This window comes from Saccharothrix sp. DSM 118769 (assembly GCF_052936295.1).
Window position 1 is genome coordinate 2,120,029 of record NZ_CP193627.1, and the last position, 15,495, is coordinate 2,135,523.

Genomic DNA, 15,495 nt, shown 5'->3' on the forward strand with positions numbered 1-15,495 from the left:
GAAGGGGCGTCAGCCGGTTCGACGACCTGAGGGGGCCGTCACGGACGAGGGGTACCTGCTGGCCCGGGCGCGGGCCGGTGACGTCGAGGCGTACGGGCACCTGGTGCGCGCGCACCACGCCGCGGCGCACCGGGTCGCGCTGGTCATGGGCGCGGGGCACGAGGCGGACGACGTGGTGCAGGACGCCTTCGTCCGCGCCCACGCCGCGCTCGGCTCGTTCCGGCCCGGCTCGCCGTTCCGGCCGTGGCTGCTGCGGATCGTGGCGAACCTGGTGCGCAACCTGCACCGGTCGCACGCGCGCCGGCGGGAGCTGGTGGGGCGGGTCGTCGCCCGCGGCCACGGCGAACCCGGCCCGCCGCCCCACCAGCCGGACGCCCTCGTGGTGGCCGACGAGCGCAAGCGGGTGCTGTGGGCGGCGCTGCACCGGCTGGCCGAGCGGGACCGCCAGGTGCTCGGGTGCCGCTACCTGCTCGACCTGAGCGAGGAGGAGACGGCGCAGGTCCTCGGGTGGCCGAGGGGCACGGTGAAGTCGAGGGGGTCGCGCGCGCTCGAACGGCTGCGCGTGCTGCTGGAGCGCGTGGAGGAGGTGGGGGAGCGTGCCTGACGCGAAGCGGCACGACCTGGAGGACGAGCTCCGCGAGCTGGGGCGCGCGCTGGGCGGCGAACCGGACGACGCGGCCGTCACCGCGATCCTCGCCGCCCTGGGCGACCGGCGGCCCGCGCCGCCGTCCCCCCCGCCCGCCCCGCCGCCCGTGCGGCGCGCCGGGCTCCCCGACAACGCGCTCACCCTCGCCGCCGCCGCGCTGGTGGTGCTGGTGGTGCTGGTCCTCGGCGTGCGCGTGGTCCCCGGGCTCGTGCGCCCGGAGGGCACGAGCACGCACGGGATGGGCGGACCCGGTCCCGCCGTGCCGTCGTGCGCGGGCTGGGGTGGGCTGTCACCGGCCACGGTGGACGGGGTCGAGCGCCGCTCCGGGTGGCGACCGCCGACCGGCGGACCGTGGGGGCGGCCGCTGTCGGTGGCCTTCGCGCCGACCGCGGAGGGGCGCGGCATCACGGTCGCCGTCTACCGGGTCGCCCCCGGGACCGTGACCCTGGAGCGCTACCCGAAGGGGGTCTACCTCTCCACGGTGCTCGGCGGCGCCGCCCCGACCCCCGTCCCGCTCGACGGGGCCACCGCCGAGTACACGGGCGAGGACACCTTCGTCGACTACCAGCTGTCCGGGGTGGCCGCCACGACGACGCGGCTCCGGTGCACCGCGCCCCGGCTCACCTGGACCACGGCGGCCGGGGTCACCTACGCCGTCTCCGGCCGGCTGCCGACGCCGGACCACCTGGTCGAACTGGCCCGCGCGCTGTGAGGGGGACGCGCGTGCACGTGCCGCACCCCGCCCCCCTCCTCGCCCCACCTCCCCACCTCCCCTCCGCCCCACCTCCCCTCCGCCCTGCCTCCCCCTCCGCAGCCCGCCCCGGCGTGCCCGGCCGCGACACCGCGCTACGGGGTGCCCCCGCGTGCCGCCCGGACGGCGGATGGTCGGGGGTCGGTCCTCCGGGAACGCTTGTCGACCATGGACGTCTTCCCCTCCACCCCGCGGGCGCACCGCAACCCGGTGGTCCTCGCGCGCAAGATGGCCCTGGTCAAGGCGCCCCACATGGCGAAGCTGACCGAGTTCGCCCAGCGCATCGCCACCGAGCGCAAGGTCGACGTCCCCCTGTTCGACCCGGCCAGCGGCGGGGTGAACAGCAAGGTGCTGCTCCTCCTGGAGTCACCCGACCCCGGCGCCGTCCGCTCCGGGATCAACTCGCTGGACAACGACGACCCGATCGCCGCCAACGGCTTCGCCGCGCTGACCGAGGCCGGCCTGTCGCGGAAGGTGTGCCTGGCCTGGAACGTGGTGCCGTGGCACCTGAACGGCCGTTCGCCGACCCCCACCGAGCTGCGCGGCGCCGTGCCGTACCTGGTGGACCTGCTGCGGCTGCTGACGGACCTCAAGGCGGTGGTGGTGCTGGGCCGTCCGGCGGGCACCGGGTGGACGCTGTCCGGCCGCGGCCACAAGCTGAAGGTGTTCAACGCGCCGCACCCGTCGCCGCTGACCATCAACCGCGACCGGGCGGGCAAGTGGCCCCAGCTCGTGGACGCCCTGCGGCAGGCCGCCGCCGCGGCGAACGGATGAGTCCACGAAGTCGGAATCGGTACACCCCGCTTTTCCGCGTGTGACGACGAATCCCGGCAGTCTCCTTCGTCGAACGGGTTGAGGAAGAACCCGAACGAGTGGAAGAAGATCGCCGTGGACCACACCGACCTCACCCACCGGGACCGTGCCGTGCTGCGCGCCGTCGCCGAGGGCCGCTGCGCGTACACGGCGGGCACGCTGTTCGTCGACGGCGTGCGCTGCTGCGACCAGTTCGTCGGTCCCCGGCTCGCCCGCGCCGGTCTCATCGCCGACCGCGCCGGGACCGCGGGGCTCACCGCCGACGGCCGCGCCCTGCTCGACGCCGCGTGACGTCCCGTCGTGCGGGACCCGGCCGGCCTTCCTAGCCTGGACGCATGGCACAGCTCGCGCTCCGACGCCCCCTGGCCGGACTCGCCGTGTTCGCCGTCGCCGTCGCCGCGACGGCCGTGGTCGGCTCACTGGCCGCCGTGTCGTCGGCGGAGCGGTACCAGCAGTTGGACACGCCCGCCTGGGCGCCGCCGCCGTGGCTGTTCGGTCCGGTGTGGACGGTGCTGTACGTCATGATCGCGGTGTCCGGCTGGCTGTTCTGGAAGCGGCACGGCACGACGTGGGAGCTGGGCCTGTTCGCCGTGCAGCTCGCGCTCAACGCCGCGTGGACGCCGCTGTTCTTCGCCGCCGAGCGGTACGCGCTGGCCCTGGTCGACATCATCGCCCTGCTGGTCGTGATCGTCGCGCTGATCGTCGCGTTCGGCCGCCGGCACCGGCCCGCCGCGCTGCTGCTCGTGCCCTACCTGGCGTGGGTCGCCTTCGCCACCGCGCTCAACGCCGCCATCATCGGCCTGAACTAGCGCCTGCAACCAGCGGCTGCAACCAGCGCCTGCGCGATCGAGGACCGGAACTGTCCGCGATGCCGCCTAACGTCGGTCCTGTCACCGAACCGGAAGGCGGACCCACCCCATGAGCAGCACCGCGATCGCGTCCACGGAACTGACCGACCTGCTGGCGGTCCTGGCCAGGACCCGCGGCTTCCTCCGCTTCACGGTGCGGGACCTGACCGACGAGCAGGCCCGCCTCACACCGACCGCCGGCCAGTTGTCGCTGGGCGGCTTGATCAAGCACGTCCGCACGGTGGAGGAGGGCTGGCTGCGGTTCGCCGTCGGCGGGGCGGAGCTGATGGAGAGCGTCGCGCCCGACTGGGAGAACGGCTTCCGGATGCTGGAGCACGAGACCCTGGCCGGCCTGCTCGCCGACTACGAGGAGACCGCCGCCAGGACCGCTCGCACCCTGGCCGACCTGGACCTGAACACCGCCCACCCGCTGCCCGTGGCCCCGTGGTTCGAGCCCGGCGAGTCCTGGTCGGTCCGCCGGGTCGTGGCGCACCTGATCGCCGAGACCGCGCAGCACGCGGGCCACGCCGACATCATCCGCGAAACCATCGACGGCCAGAAAACCATGGGCTGACCCCCGCGAGAGTCCAACCCCCAGGCCCCGAGAGTCCAACCTCCAGGACCCCTGAGTTCTTCGTTCGTGCCGACCGGTCGGTATGCGGAATGAAGAACTCAGGGGTCCCGAGCGTTGGACTCTCGAGGCCCGAGCGTTGGACTCTCGGGGTCTGAGCGTTGGACTCTCGCGGGTTAGAGGCGGGAGAGGCGGTGGATGGTGGTGGCGTGCTCGGGGTAGGTGGCGGCCAGGGGGGCGGCGGCGCCGAAGGTGACGACGTCGTCGGTGTACGGCGGCACGACGACGGTGCCCACCAGGGAGTAGGGGCCCAGGGGCTCGGACGCCTGCCACACGCCGGCGGGCACGACCACCTGCGGGCGGTGGCCGGCCGCCAGGTCCGGGCCCAGCACCGGCGTGGTCGCCGAGCCGTCCGGGTGCAGCAGGAGCATGCGCAGCGGCGCGCCCGCGTGGTGGGCGTAGACCTCCAGGTGCGCCAACCGGTGCAGCCCGGAGAACTCGCCCTCCCGCAGCAGGTAGTAGATGGCCGACGCCTCCGCCGAGCGCCACGACTGGCCGAACCAGCCGCCCTCCACGGGCAGCTCGGACAGGCCCAGCAGCTCGACCACCTCGTCGGCGGTCACGCGCGGGGCTCCGAACCGAGACCGGCGTTCCCCAGGTCGGCCTCCACCGAGCCGTGCACCACGACCATCCCCTTCCCCAGCCGCTTGGCCGTGTACATCGCCGCGTCCGCGCTGCCCAGCAGGTCGTCGGCGGTCAACGACGGGTCGAACGCCCCGCGGTGCGACACCCCCACCGACGCGCGCACCACGTGCGACCCGGACGCCGTGGCGTGCGGCGCCGCCAGCGCGTCCAGCACCCGCTGCCCGATCTCCTCCGGCGCCTGCGGGTAGCCGTCGACCAGCACGCCGAACTCGTCACCACCCAGTCGCGCCACCACGTCCTGCTGCCGCACGCACCCCTGCAACCGCGCCGCCACGATCCGCAGCACGGCGTCGCCCTCCGCGTGCCCGAAGTTGTCGTTGACGTCCTTGAACCCGTCCACGTCGATGAACAGCACCACCACCGGCGACGCCCCGGCCAGCGCCTCGTCCAGCCGCTCCCGGAACAGCGCCCGGTTCGCCACCCCGGTCAACGGGTCGTGGTACGCCTGGTGCCGCAGCCGCTCCCGGCTCTCCCGCAGCTGCTCCAGCAGCTTCACGTTGTCGATCAGCGTCAGCAGCTGCCGGGCGATCACCAGCAGCACCACGCCCAGGCCGACGTAGATCTCGAACGGGTTCAGCCGCACGCCCGTCGCCGTGCCCACCACGATGAACAGGCCGGTGACCAGCATCGGCAGGTACGGCACGAGCAGGTGCAGCAGCTCGCCCGCCCGCAGCCGCGCCGCGCCGGTCCGCTCCCGGGCCGTCCCGCCGGGCGCGACCGAGCTGAGGAAGAACAGCGCCGGGCACACCATGAACCCGATGTCGGCGGCCGTCGGGATGGCCGTCGCGCCCCGGCTCACCAGGTAGGCGAACACCCACCCGGACGCGGACTGCGCCAGGCCCGCCAGCGCGATGAACAGCACCGGCAGCTGCCGCACCGACCGGTGCGTCCACGACGACACCAGCAGCACCACGAGCATCACCAGGTACAGCGCCGGGTGCGTCACGACGGTCGCGAAGCCGGGACCGGAGGTGGCCCACGCGCGGACCATCGACTCCAGCAGCGACACCCACGTGAGCACGAACAGCGAGCCGACCACGATCAGCCCGTCCAGCAGCACCACGAGCTTGCTCCGGTGGCCGGGCAGCGTGCCCGACCCGCCGTGCGCCAGCACGAGGACCGCGCACAGCGCCAGCACGGGCACGAGCATGAACCCGATGGGCGCCAGCGTCGTCGAGGGCAGGGACACCCCGAGGACCACCTGGCCCCAGATCCACACGCACAGGCCGACGGCCAGGCTCGTCATCGAGGCGACCATCCACAGCCGCCAGCGCCGCGCCACGCCGTGCCGCCGCCGGGCCGCGCGCCAGTAGGACGCCGCCGCGGCGGCGGAGAAGACGAGCTGGGTGAACTTGTCGACCGCCACCGAGGTGGGCCGGTCGAGCACGCCCGACACGACCAGGAAGACGATCAGGAGCACCAGGGCGCACACGGCCGTCGCGACGACGCCGAACCGCCTCAGGGTCATGGATTTCGCCTCGATGCCGCGACCGCGCTCGACCTGGTGGACCGAGCCACTGTAGTGAGGGTGGTGACGCTGTGTCGATCGGGGGGTGGCCGGTGGTGACCCTGCGCGTGTCCCACCGCGTTCCGGCGGCCGACCCTCTAAGGTTCGAACTGGTGTTCGTCGTTCGAGGGGACCAGCGGTGCGCGTGTTCGGAGTCGACCCCGGCCTGACCCGGTGCGGGTTCGGGGTGGTCGACGGCGGCCCCGGCCGCACCGTGCGCCCGGTGGCCGTGGACGTCGTGCGCACGCCCGCGGACGCCGACCTCGCCGTGCGCCTCCTCCAGCTCTCCGACGCCGTCGAGCGGTGGCTGGACACCTACCGCCCGCAGGTGGTCGCCGTCGAACGGGTGTTCAGCCAGCACAACGTGCGCACCGCGATGGGCACCGCCCAGGCGGGCGGGGTGGTGGCGCTGTCGGCCGCGCGCCGCGGCCTGCCCGTCGTGTTCCACACGCCCAGCGAGGTGAAGGCCGCCGTCACCGGCTCGGGCCGGGCGGACAAGGCCCAGGTCACGGCGATGGTGACGAAGCTCCTCGGCCTCAAGGTCGCCCCGAAGCCCGCGGACGCCGCCGACGCGCTCGCGCTGGCCATCTGCCACCTGTGGCGCGCGCCCATGCGGTCGCGGTTGGAGGAGGCGCAGGCGAGGGCGGCGGAGGTCGCCAGGACCCACCGCGCGAAACTGGCGCAGGCGGCCGCCAGGACCGGCGGCGCCAGGACCGGAGGTAGGACCCAGTGATCTCGTCGCTGCGCGGGCAGGTGCAGTCCATCGGTCTCGACCACGTGGTCGTCGAGGTCGGTGGCGTCGGCTTCGCCGTGCAGGCCACGCCCGCCACGCTCGCCACCCTGCGCCGCGGCGAGGAGGCGTCGCTGTCGACGTCGCTCGTCGTGCGCGAGGACTCGCTGACCCTGTTCGGGTTCGCCGACGCCGAGGCGCGCGAGCTGTTCGGCCTGCTCCAGACGGTGTCCGGGATCGGGCCGCGGATCGCGCTGGCGACGCTCGCCGTGCTGGAGCCGGACAAGCTGCGCGCCGCGCTGGCCGAGGGCAACATCACCGTGCTCACCCAGGTGCCCGGCATCGGCCGCAAGGGCGCCGAGCGGCTGATCATCGAGCTGCGCGACAAGGTGGGCCAGTTGGCGACCGCGCCCGCGGCGAGCGACACCGGCGTGGTCCGCACGCAGGTCGTCGAGGCCCTGCTCGGCCTGGGCTTCCCCGCCAAGCAGGCCGAGGCGGCGGTGGACGCCGTGCTGGCCGCCGACGGCTCCCTGGGCACCTCCGACGTGCTGCGCCGCGCCCTGACCGCGCTGGGCCGCAAGCGATGACCACCTTCGGGCCCGGGGACTTCGCCGACGACCTCGACCGGGACGACTTCGGCCGGGACGACCTCGACCGGGACACCCTCGACCCGCTGCCCGACCCGGCCGAGCGGGACGTCGAGACCACCCTGCGGCCGAAGGACCTGCACGAGTTCGTCGGACAACCGAAGGTCCGCGAGCAGCTCGAACTGGTCCTGCGCGGCGCGATGCGGCGCGGCTCGCCCCCCGACCACGTGCTGCTGTCCGGCCCGCCCGGCCTGGGCAAGACCAGCCTCGCGATGATCATCGCGGCCGAGCTGGGCGCGTCGCTGCGGATCACCTCCGGCCCCGCCCTGGAGCGCGCGGGCGACCTCGCCGCGATGCTGTCGAACCTGGTCGAGGGCGACGTGCTGTTCATCGACGAGATCCACCGGATGGCCCGCCCCGCCGAGGAGATGCTCTACCTCGCGATGGAGGACTTCCGGGTCGACGTCGTCGTCGGCAAGGGGCCGGGCGCGACCAGCATCCCGCTCGACATCGCCCCGTTCACCCTGGTCGGCGCCACGACCCGGTCCGGCGCGCTGACCGGGCCGCTGCGCGACCGCTTCGGCTTCACCGGGCACATGGAGTTCTACACGGCCGACGAGCTGGAGCTGATCGTGCGCCGCTCGGCCTCGATCCTCGGCGTCGACCTGCGCGAGGACGGCGGCCGGGAGATCGCCGGGCGCTCCCGGGGCACGCCCCGCATCGCCAACCGCCTGCTCAGGCGGGTGCGGGACTACGCGGAGGTGCGCGCGGACGGCGCCGTCACCCGCGAGGTGGCCCGGGACGCCCTGGCCGTGTACGACGTGGACGAGCTGGGCCTGGACCGGCTCGACCGGGCGGTGCTGAGCGCGCTGGTCCGGTCGTTCGGCGGCGGGCCCGTGGGCGTCTCCACGCTGGCCGTCGCGGTGGGGGAGGAGCCGACCACCGTCGAGGAGGTCTGCGAGCCCTACCTGGTGCGCGCCGGGATGCTCGCGCGCACCCCGCGCGGCCGGGTCGCGACCGCCACCGCGTGGCTGCACCTGGGGCTCACGCCGCCGCCGCAGGCACCGGGTGAGGCCACCCGACCGCTGTTCGACGACGCCTCCGGGTGATCGGGATTACTGACCTGGCACAATCGGGACCGGCACCCCAGAAATCCGGACGTTCCGGGCGCTGTCCCGCACCCGTGCAGTCCGGTCGATCGGAGAATGATGGACCTGTCCTCCTTGATGTTCCCGCTGCTGCTCGTGCTGCTCGCGGTGCCGCTGTTCCTCAGCGCCCGCAAGCAGAAGAAGGCGGTCGCGGAGCAGCAGGCGCTGTTGACCTCCCTGGAGCCGGGTGACCGGGTCATGACCACCTCCGGGCTGTTCGCGACCGTCACCGACGCCGGCGACGACTCCACGATCGACCTGGAGATCGGCGACGGCGTGGTGACCACCTGGCTGCGCCAGGCCATCCGCGAGAAGGTCGTCGCGGACACCGAGAGCGACGCCGTCGTGGACGACGTGGACGACGTGGCCGAGGTCGTCGACGAGCCCGCCGACCGCCCCGCCGCCGACCGCGTGGTGGCCGAACCGGTGGAGCACAACACCAAGAAGTAAGCGGCACCCGCAAGAAGACCCCCGCGCCTGGAGCCGGCAACTGTGAACGTGCCGACTCCAGGCAGTGACGCGCAGCTCACACCATCAGGGGTACGCTGCGCCATCGCTGACCTTGTCAACTATCAGGAGACGGACGGACCGTGGCACCTCCGGCCGGGCAAATCCGCCCCGCGAAGTACCTGGGCGCATTTGTCCTCATCGTGGTCGCGCTGTACTCCCTGGTGTTCTTCACCGGGAACGGCAAGGCGACCCCCAAGCTCGGCATCGACCTCCAGGGCGGCACGCGCGTCACCCTGACCGCCCGGGCTCCTGATGGCCAGACGCCGACCGACGAGGCGCTGAACCAGGCGCGCACCCTCATCGAGACGCGCGTGAACGGCCTCGGCGTCTCCGGCGCCGAGGTCGTCCGCGACGGCACGAACCTGGTGATCACGGTCCCCGGTTCGGACAGCGAGGGCGCCAAGCGCCTCGGCCAGACGGCGAAGCTGAACTTCCGCAAGGTCGTCGGCTCGCCGCTGCCCAACGCGCCGGAGCCGGAGCCGTCCACGAGCGGCAGCGCGCCGCCGAGCACCTCCGGGTCGGCCGCGCCGCCCACCTCGGGCAGCGCCGCGCCGTCGGAGACCGCGGGTTCCGCGCCGGCGACCACCACCGGCCAGGGCCGCCCGGCCCCGATGGTGGAGGGCCAGCCCGAGACCACGGGTGCGCAGCCGACGGACCCGAACGCGCAGCCGACCGACCCGAACGCGCAGCCGACGGACCCCAACGCCCCCACCGAGCCGCAGGTGGACTGCCGCGCGGTGTTCGCCGGCGAGTACTCCGACGACCCGACCAAGGCCATCGAGGAGTCCCGGACCTGCCGGCAGGACCCGCAGCTGACCACGCTGGACGCGCAGACCGTCCAGCAGGCGCTGACCGCGTTCACCTGCCCCACGATCGACCCGCTGATCGGCAACGACGACCCGGCGCTGCCGCTGCTGACCTGCGACCAGGACCGCACCGAGAAGTACGTGCTGGCCCCGGTGAACCCGCCGAACGACGGCAGCGTCAAGGAAGACGACTACAGCCTGTACTCGCGGCTGACCGGTGAGGACGTCTCCAACGCCGTCTCCGGCGTCAACCCGCAGGGCGCGGGCTTCGTCGTGGACCTGACGTTCAAGTCCTCCGGCGGCGACAAGTGGGGCAAGTTCACCTCGGCGAACGTGTCGCAGCAGGTCGCGGTCGTGCTGGACAGCCAGGTCGTGTCCGCGCCGAACATCAACGAGCCCATCCTGGGCGGCAACACCCAGATCAGCGGCCAGTTCAACCAGGCCGAGGCGAACAGCCTCGCCAACGTGCTGAAGTACGGCTCGCTGCCGCTGTCGTTCGAGCCCTCCGAGGCCGAGACGGTGTCCGCGACGCTGGGCCTGGCCTCGCTGAAGGCCGGCCTGATCGCGGGCGGCATCGGCCTCGCGCTGGTGTTCCTCTACTGCTTGTTCTACTACCGCCTGCTGGGCGTGCTGACGATCCTGTCGCTGGTCCTGTCGGCCGTCGTCATCTACGCGGTGCTGGTGCTGCTCGGCCGCTGGATCGGGTTCACCCTCGACCTCGCGGGCATCGCCGGGTTCATCGTCGCCATCGGTATCACCGCCGACTCGTTCGTGGTGTTCTTCGAACGGCTCAAGGACGAGGTGCGGGAGGGCCGGACGTTCCGGTCCGGCGTGCCGCGCGCGTGGGTCCGCTCCCGCCGCACGATCCTCTCGGCGGACGCGGTGAGCTTCCTGGCCTCGGCCATCCTGTACGTGATCGCCGTCGGCCAGGTGAAGGGCTTCGCGTTCACCCTGGGCATGTCGACCGTGCTCGACCTGGTCGTGGTCTTCCTGGTCACGCACCCGCTCGTGGCGATGGCCTCCAAGTCGAAGAAGCTGTCCAACCCGAAGCTGTCCGGTCTGGGCGAGGCCGTGCAGGCCGCCGTCGCCGACCGCGCGGCCAAGGGCACTGCCGTGAAGGGGGCCTGACGTGGCCGAGGCGAAGAAGCTCGGGATCTTCAAGCGGCTCTACGTCGGCAACGGCGCCTTCGACATCGTCGGCAAGCGCCGGCGCTGGTACGCGATCTTCGGCGCGATCCTGCTGGTGTGCATCCTGTCGATCGTGCTCAAGGGGTTCAACCTGGGCATCGACTTCACCGGCGGCACGCGCGTCCAGATGCCCGCGCAGAGCTCGTCCGGCACCATCACGACGGACGCCGTCAAGGAGAGCTTCGAGAAGGCGCTGAACAAGGAGGCGACCTCCGCGCAGACGGTCGGCACCGGCGACTCGGCGACCATCCAGCTCCGCTCCGAGACGCTCAGCGCGGACGAGGTCACCACCCTCAAGCAGGCGCTGAACAACGACCTGAAGCCCAACGGCGGCATCGACACGATCAGCGACAGCGCCGTCTCCGCCTCCTGGGGCGGTGAGATCACCACCCAGGCGCTGATCGCGCTCGCCGTGTTCTTCGTCGCGGTGATGATCTTCCTGGCGCTGTACTTCGAGCTGTCCATGGCGATCGGCGCGCTCGTCGCCGTGGTGCACGACGTGGTGATCACGGCGGGCGTCTACTCGCTGATCGGCTTCGAGGTCTCGCCCGCCACCGTGGTCGGCCTGCTCACCATCCTCGGGTTCTCGCTGTACGACACGGTGGTGGTGTTCGACAAGGTCAAGGAGAACACCCGCGGCCTGCTCGGCCTCACCCGCCGCACCTACGGCGAGGCGGCCAACCTGGCGGTCAACCAGACCCTGATGCGGTCGATCAACACCTCGCTGATCGCGCTGCTGCCGGTGGTCGGCCTGCTCGCCATCGGCGTGGGCCTGCTCGGCGTCGGCACGCTGAAGGACCTGGCGCTCGTGCAGCTCACCGGCATGGCGATCGGCGCCCTGTCGTCCATCTACATCGCCACGCCGGTCGCGGTGGACCTGAAGATGCGCGACCCGAAGTACAAGGCGCAGGCCGCCCGGGTGAAGGCCCGCCGCGACAACCTGGCCCGCAAGTCGAGCGGCGAGGTCGTCACCGGTGGTGACGTCGTGGAGTCCACCGACGACGAGTCGCTGGCCGCCGAGCTGCGCAAGGAGAAGGCGATGGCCGCCGCCGCGGGGGCGCCGTCCCGCACGGCCAAGTCGGCCGACGCCCGCCGTCGCCCGACCGGCAAGAAGCACCGTTGAGGCTCGACCGGGCCCTGGGGCTCCTGCGTGAGGTCCCGGACTTCCCCCTGCCGGGGGTCGTCTTCCGGGACCTCACGCCGGTCCTCGCCGACCCGGACGCCCTGCGCGCCGTGGTCGACGGGCTCCAGGGCGAGATCCACCCGGACACCCAGCTGGTGGCCGCCGTCGAGTCGCGCGGCTTCCTGCTCGGCGCCGCCCTCGGCTACGGCTGGCGCTACGGCGTCGTGCCGCTGCGCAAGCCGGGCAAGCTGCCCGCCGTCGCCCACCGCGTGTCGTACGCGCTGGAGTACGGCGAGGCGACCCTCGAACTGCCCGCCGAGGCCATCACGCCCGGTCAACACGTCGTGGTCGTCGACGACGTGCTGGCGACCGGCGGCACGGCCGCGGCGGCGTGCGAGCTGGTCGAGAAGGCCGGCGGGGTGGTGACCGGCGTGTCGGTGGTGCTGGAGATCCCGGGCCTGGGCGGCCGGGAGCGGCTCGCGGGCCGCCAGGTCAACGCCCTGCTGACCGTCTGAGCCCGCCGGCGGGACACCCCCGCGCCGGCGGCGGTCGCACAAGCGTGCCCGGATCGTGACTCGGGAGCGCGTCCACGCAGGTGAGTGGGTGGCCGGGCGACCGGTCCGACCTAATCACAGCTGCTGTTCACCGTGTGAAGTGCACCGCTCGTCGGTTCACGACCGGATCGGCCGGCGCAACGGAGTTATCCTCGGTTCCTAGACCCGAGGAGCGTGGTTGAGCCAGGACACCGAACCCGCGCAGTCGGCGCAGCCCGTGCCCGCAGCGGCACGGCCGCCGTCGGCCACCAGGCGCGTGCGAGCACGGCTGGCGCGGCGCATCACCGCCCAGCGCGCCGCACCGGTCAAGCAGGTGCTCGAACCGCTGGCGGCCGTGCACCGCGACCTGCACCCGAAGGCCGACCTGGCGCTGCTCCAGCACGCCTACGACGTGGCCGAGGAGAAGCACCGGCCGCAGCGGCGGAAGTCCGGCGACCCCTACATCACCCACCCGCTGGCGGTGGCGACGATCCTCGCCGAGCTGGGCATGGACACGACCACGCTGGTCGCCGCCCTGCTGCACGACACGGTCGAGGACACCGACTACTCGCTGGACCAGCTGCGCGTCGACTTCGGCAACGAGGTCGCGCTGCTCGTGGACGGCGTCACGAAGCTCGACAAGGTCAAGCTGGGCGCGGCGGCCGAGGCGGAGACCATCCGCAAGATGGTCATCGCGATGGCGAAGGACCCCCGCGTCCTGGTCATCAAGCTCGCCGACCGGCTGCACAACATGCGCACCATGCGCTTCCTGCCCCCGGAGAAGCAGGCCCGCAAGGCCCGCGAGACCCTGGAGGTGCTGGCCCCGCTCGCGCACCGCCTGGGCATGGCGACGGTGAAGTGGGAGCTGGAGGACCTGGCGTTCGCCATCCTCCAGCCGAAGAAGTACGACGAGATCGTGCGCCTGGTCGCCAACCGCGCGCCGTCCCGCGACACGTACCTGAGCGGCGTCATCAACGAGCTGTCCTCGCAGCTGGAGGGCGCCCGCATCACGGCCAAGGTCGAGGGCAGGCCGAAGCACTACTACTCGATCAACCAGAAGATGATCGTGCGCGGTCGGGACTTCGACGACATCCACGACCTGGTGGGCGTGCGCATCCAGGTGGACGAGGTGCGCGACTGCTACGCCGCGATGGGCGTGGTGCACGCGCTGTGGCAGCCGATGCCCGGCCGGTTCAAGGACTACATCGCCCAGCCCCGGTTCGGCGTCTACCAGTCGCTGCACACGACCGTGATCGGCCCGGACGGCAAGCCGCTGGAAGTCCAGATCCGCACCTACGACATGCACCGCACCGCCGAGTACGGCATCGCGGCGCACTGGCGGTACAAGGAGACGCGCGGCACGCACACCGGCAAGGGCGTCGAGGTCGACGAGATGGCCTGGATGCGCCAGCTCCTCGACTGGCAGCGGGAGGCCGCCGACCCCGGCGAGTTCCTGGAGTCGCTGCGCTTCGACCTCGCCGCGCGCGAGATCTTCGTGTTCACCCCCAAGGGTGACGTCGTGACGCTGCCGACGGGCTCCACGCCGGTCGACTTCGCCTACGCCGTGCACACCGAGGTCGGTCACCGCTGCATCGGCGCCCGGGTCAACGGCCGCCTCGTCGCCCTCGAACGCAAGTTGGAGAACGGCGAGGTCATCGAGATCTTCACCTCGAAGGCCGAGGGGGCGGGCCCGTCCCGCGACTGGCTGTCCTTCGCGGCCTCCCCGCGCGCCAAGGCGAAGATCAAGCAGTGGTTCGCGAAGGAGCGCAAGGAAGAGGCCATCGAGGTCGGCAAGGACGCCATCGCCAAGGAGGTCCGCCGCGTCGGGCTGCCCCTCCAGCGACTCGTCTCCGCCGACTCCATGGGCGCCCTGTCGAAGGAGCTGCACTACCCGGACGTGTCCGCGCTGTACGCGGCGGTCGGCGAGGGCCACACCTCCGCCCGGCACGTCGTGCAGCGGCTCGTCGCCCAGCTGGGCGGCGTCGACCACGCCGAGGAGGAGCTGGCCGACCGCTCCACCCCGTCCACCGTCGCCCGCCGCCGGGTCACCGGCGACGCCGGCGTCATCGTCAAGGACGCGTCCGACGTGTGGGTCAAGCTGGCCCGCTGCTGCACGCCCGTGCCCGGCGACGACATCCTGGGCTTCGTCACCCGGGGTGGCGGCGTGTCCGTGCACCGGACCGACTGCACCAACGCGGACGAGCTGCTCCAGACGCCGGAACGGCTGCTGGACGTGGAGTGGGCGCCGTCGTCGTCCTCGGTGTTCCTGGTGGCCATCCAGGTCGAGGCGCTGGACCGGCACCGCCTGCTGTCCGACGTGACGAAGGTGCTGGCCGACGAGAAGGTCAACATCCTGTCCGCGTCGGTGACCACGTCCCGCGACCGGGTCGCGGTGTCGCGGTTCTCGTTCGAGATGGGCGACCCGAAGCACCTCGGCCACGTGCTGAAGGCGGTCCGCTCGGTGGAGGGCGTCTACGACGTCTACCGGGTCACGTCCGCCTCCTGACGCACCCACGAGCACCGGGCCCGGCGCGTGAGAGGCGCCGGGCCCGGGTCGTGGGGTCGCGGGTCAGGGGATGCAGGGCCCCTGGAGCACCTCGACGGTGGGCGTGCCGGGGTCACCGAGCCAGGTGTCGCTGTGCGGCGCGGTGCACTTGTACGACCACGGGTTGTTGTAGAGGTGCCAGCGGATGATGATCGGCTGGTTGGTGCAGTTGCCCCAGTACCAGCCCCAGAACTCGTCGTGCAGCCCGCAGATCACCTGCGCGCTCACGTCGTCGGCGGGGGCGGCGACGGCCGGTTGGGCCTGCGCGGCCTGTACGCCCGAGAACATCGCGAACAGCGCGGAAATCACGACCGCCGACCGTACGGCGAACGATTTCGCGAACGTCAACTTTCCTCCCTGGAAAATAAACCCATGAATTCTTTCCTTGGGCAACGGGAGTCAATCGTCCGGGCAGTCGGGCGAGTATCCGCTGATTGGGTGCGCCCCGGGCAGTACGCAGAGTGACTGGTGCTGTGGGCTTTTG

The 15,495-nt window shown here is 72.4% G+C and carries 17 protein-coding genes; 14 read left to right on the top strand and 3 right to left on the bottom strand.

What is annotated here, in order from left to right; all coding sequences use genetic code 11:
* The first annotated feature begins 100 nt into the window (after window positions 1-100).
* The 6 genes from ACRAKJ_RS10030 to ACRAKJ_RS10055 all read left to right on the top strand — a co-directional run bounded on the left by ACRAKJ_RS10030 (window position 101) and on the right by ACRAKJ_RS10055 (window position 3,632).
* Window positions 101-604, top strand: a complete 504-nt coding sequence (locus tag ACRAKJ_RS10030) for a sigma-70 family RNA polymerase sigma factor (protein ID WP_438924178.1) — start codon at window positions 101-103, stop codon at window positions 602-604.
* Window positions 597-1,358 (top strand): hypothetical protein, encoded by a 762-nt coding sequence (locus tag ACRAKJ_RS10035; RefSeq protein WP_438924163.1) that lies wholly within the window; start codon window positions 597-599, stop codon window positions 1,356-1,358. Before ACRAKJ_RS10030 ends, ACRAKJ_RS10035 begins: the two co-directional genes overlap by 8 nt.
* Window positions 1,359-1,565: 207 nt before the next feature.
* A complete protein-coding gene (locus ACRAKJ_RS10040; RefSeq protein ID WP_438924164.1) occupies window positions 1,566-2,171 on the top strand; it encodes a uracil-DNA glycosylase in 606 nt (201 codons plus the stop codon).
* Between the two features lie 78 nt (window positions 2,172-2,249).
* Window positions 2,250-2,501 carry a hypothetical protein gene (locus tag ACRAKJ_RS10045; RefSeq protein WP_438924165.1) on the top strand — a complete coding sequence of 84 codons (252 nt, stop codon included), beginning with the start codon at window positions 2,250-2,252 and terminating at the stop codon, window positions 2,499-2,501.
* A gap of 44 nt (window positions 2,502-2,545) precedes the next feature.
* Window positions 2,546-3,019: a tryptophan-rich sensory protein gene (locus ACRAKJ_RS10050; protein ID WP_438924166.1), complete on the top strand. Its 474-nt coding sequence runs from the start codon at window positions 2,546-2,548 to the stop codon at window positions 3,017-3,019.
* Window positions 3,020-3,128: 109 nt separating this feature from the next.
* Entirely contained in the window at window positions 3,129-3,632 is a 504-nt protein-coding gene (locus ACRAKJ_RS10055) for a DinB family protein (protein WP_438924167.1), read from the top strand.
* A 173-nt stretch (window positions 3,633-3,805) separates the two neighbouring features.
* On the opposite strand, the gene ACRAKJ_RS10060 is transcribed toward ACRAKJ_RS10055, so the two are convergent.
* Together ACRAKJ_RS10060 and ACRAKJ_RS10065 are read right to left on the bottom strand one after the other, a co-directional pair.
* The gene (locus ACRAKJ_RS10060; RefSeq protein ID WP_438924168.1) at window positions 3,806-4,252 is read right to left on the bottom strand and encodes a cupin domain-containing protein; all 447 of its coding nucleotides are present in this window, start codon (window positions 4,250-4,252) and stop codon (window positions 3,806-3,808) included.
* Window positions 4,249-5,802: a diguanylate cyclase domain-containing protein gene (locus ACRAKJ_RS10065; protein WP_438924169.1), complete on the bottom strand. Its 1,554-nt coding sequence runs from the start codon at window positions 5,800-5,802 to the stop codon at window positions 4,249-4,251. The genes ACRAKJ_RS10060 and ACRAKJ_RS10065 overlap by 4 nt, the downstream gene beginning before the upstream one ends.
* A gap of 178 nt (window positions 5,803-5,980) precedes the next feature.
* Between ACRAKJ_RS10065 and ruvC the strand changes: the two genes are divergently transcribed.
* The 8 genes from ruvC (at window position 5,981) to ACRAKJ_RS10105 (ending at window position 14,972) form a co-directional block, all read left to right on the top strand.
* Entirely contained in the window at window positions 5,981-6,574 is a 594-nt protein-coding gene (ruvC, locus tag ACRAKJ_RS10070; protein ID WP_438924170.1) for a crossover junction endodeoxyribonuclease RuvC, read from the top strand.
* Window positions 6,571-7,158: a Holliday junction branch migration protein RuvA gene (gene ruvA, locus ACRAKJ_RS10075; protein ID WP_438924171.1), complete on the top strand. Its 588-nt coding sequence runs from the start codon at window positions 6,571-6,573 to the stop codon at window positions 7,156-7,158. Before ruvC ends, ruvA begins: the two co-directional genes overlap by 4 nt.
* Window positions 7,155-8,267 (top strand): Holliday junction branch migration DNA helicase RuvB, encoded by a 1,113-nt coding sequence (gene ruvB, locus ACRAKJ_RS10080; protein WP_438924172.1) that lies wholly within the window; start codon window positions 7,155-7,157, stop codon window positions 8,265-8,267. Before ruvA ends, ruvB begins: the two co-directional genes overlap by 4 nt.
* A 99-nt stretch (window positions 8,268-8,366) precedes the next feature.
* Window positions 8,367-8,756 carry a preprotein translocase subunit YajC gene (gene yajC / locus ACRAKJ_RS10085; RefSeq protein WP_438924173.1) on the top strand — a complete coding sequence of 130 codons (390 nt, stop codon included), beginning with the start codon at window positions 8,367-8,369 and terminating at the stop codon, window positions 8,754-8,756.
* 140 nt (window positions 8,757-8,896) lie between these two features.
* A complete protein-coding gene (gene secD / locus ACRAKJ_RS10090) occupies window positions 8,897-10,750 on the top strand; it encodes a protein translocase subunit SecD (RefSeq protein ID WP_438924174.1) in 1,854 nt (617 codons plus the stop codon).
* Window position 10,751: 1 nt separating this feature from the next.
* Complete coding sequence (gene secF, locus ACRAKJ_RS10095; protein WP_438924175.1) at window positions 10,752-11,933, top strand: protein translocase subunit SecF; 1,182 nt, start codon at window positions 10,752-10,754, stop codon at window positions 11,931-11,933.
* Window positions 11,930-12,448: an adenine phosphoribosyltransferase gene (locus ACRAKJ_RS10100; RefSeq protein WP_438924176.1), complete on the top strand. Its 519-nt coding sequence runs from the start codon at window positions 11,930-11,932 to the stop codon at window positions 12,446-12,448. Before secF ends, ACRAKJ_RS10100 begins: the two co-directional genes overlap by 4 nt.
* Window positions 12,449-12,665: 217 nt before the next feature.
* Window positions 12,666-14,972, top strand: a complete 2,307-nt coding sequence (locus tag ACRAKJ_RS10105) for a RelA/SpoT family protein (RefSeq protein ID WP_447008918.1) — start codon at window positions 12,666-12,668, stop codon at window positions 14,970-14,972.
* Between the two features lie 63 nt (window positions 14,973-15,035).
* Here ACRAKJ_RS10105 and ACRAKJ_RS10110 read toward each other — a convergent pair whose 3' ends face one another.
* On the bottom strand, window positions 15,036-15,359 hold the full coding sequence (locus ACRAKJ_RS10110; protein WP_447008919.1) for a hypothetical protein: 324 nt from the start codon (window positions 15,357-15,359) through the stop codon (window positions 15,036-15,038).
* Between the last annotated feature and the right edge of the window lie 136 nt (window positions 15,360-15,495).

Excerpts from the sequence above, each read along its gene's own strand:
- ACRAKJ_RS10050 (WP_438924166.1), top strand. The coding sequence starts at position 2,546 with ATGGCACAGCTCGCGCTCCGACGCCCCCTGGCCGGACTCGCCGTGTTC.
- ruvB (WP_438924172.1), top strand. The coding sequence starts at position 7,155 with ATGACCACCTTCGGGCCCGGGGACTTCGCCGACGACCTCGACCGGGAC.
- ACRAKJ_RS10040 (WP_438924164.1), top strand. The coding sequence starts at position 1,566 with ATGGACGTCTTCCCCTCCACCCCGCGGGCGCACCGCAACCCGGTGGTC.
- ACRAKJ_RS10065 (WP_438924169.1), bottom strand. The coding sequence starts at position 5,802 with ATGACCCTGAGGCGGTTCGGCGTCGTCGCGACGGCCGTGTGCGCCCTG.
- yajC (WP_438924173.1), top strand. The coding sequence starts at position 8,367 with ATGGACCTGTCCTCCTTGATGTTCCCGCTGCTGCTCGTGCTGCTCGCG.
- ACRAKJ_RS10055 (WP_438924167.1), top strand. The coding sequence starts at position 3,129 with ATGAGCAGCACCGCGATCGCGTCCACGGAACTGACCGACCTGCTGGCG.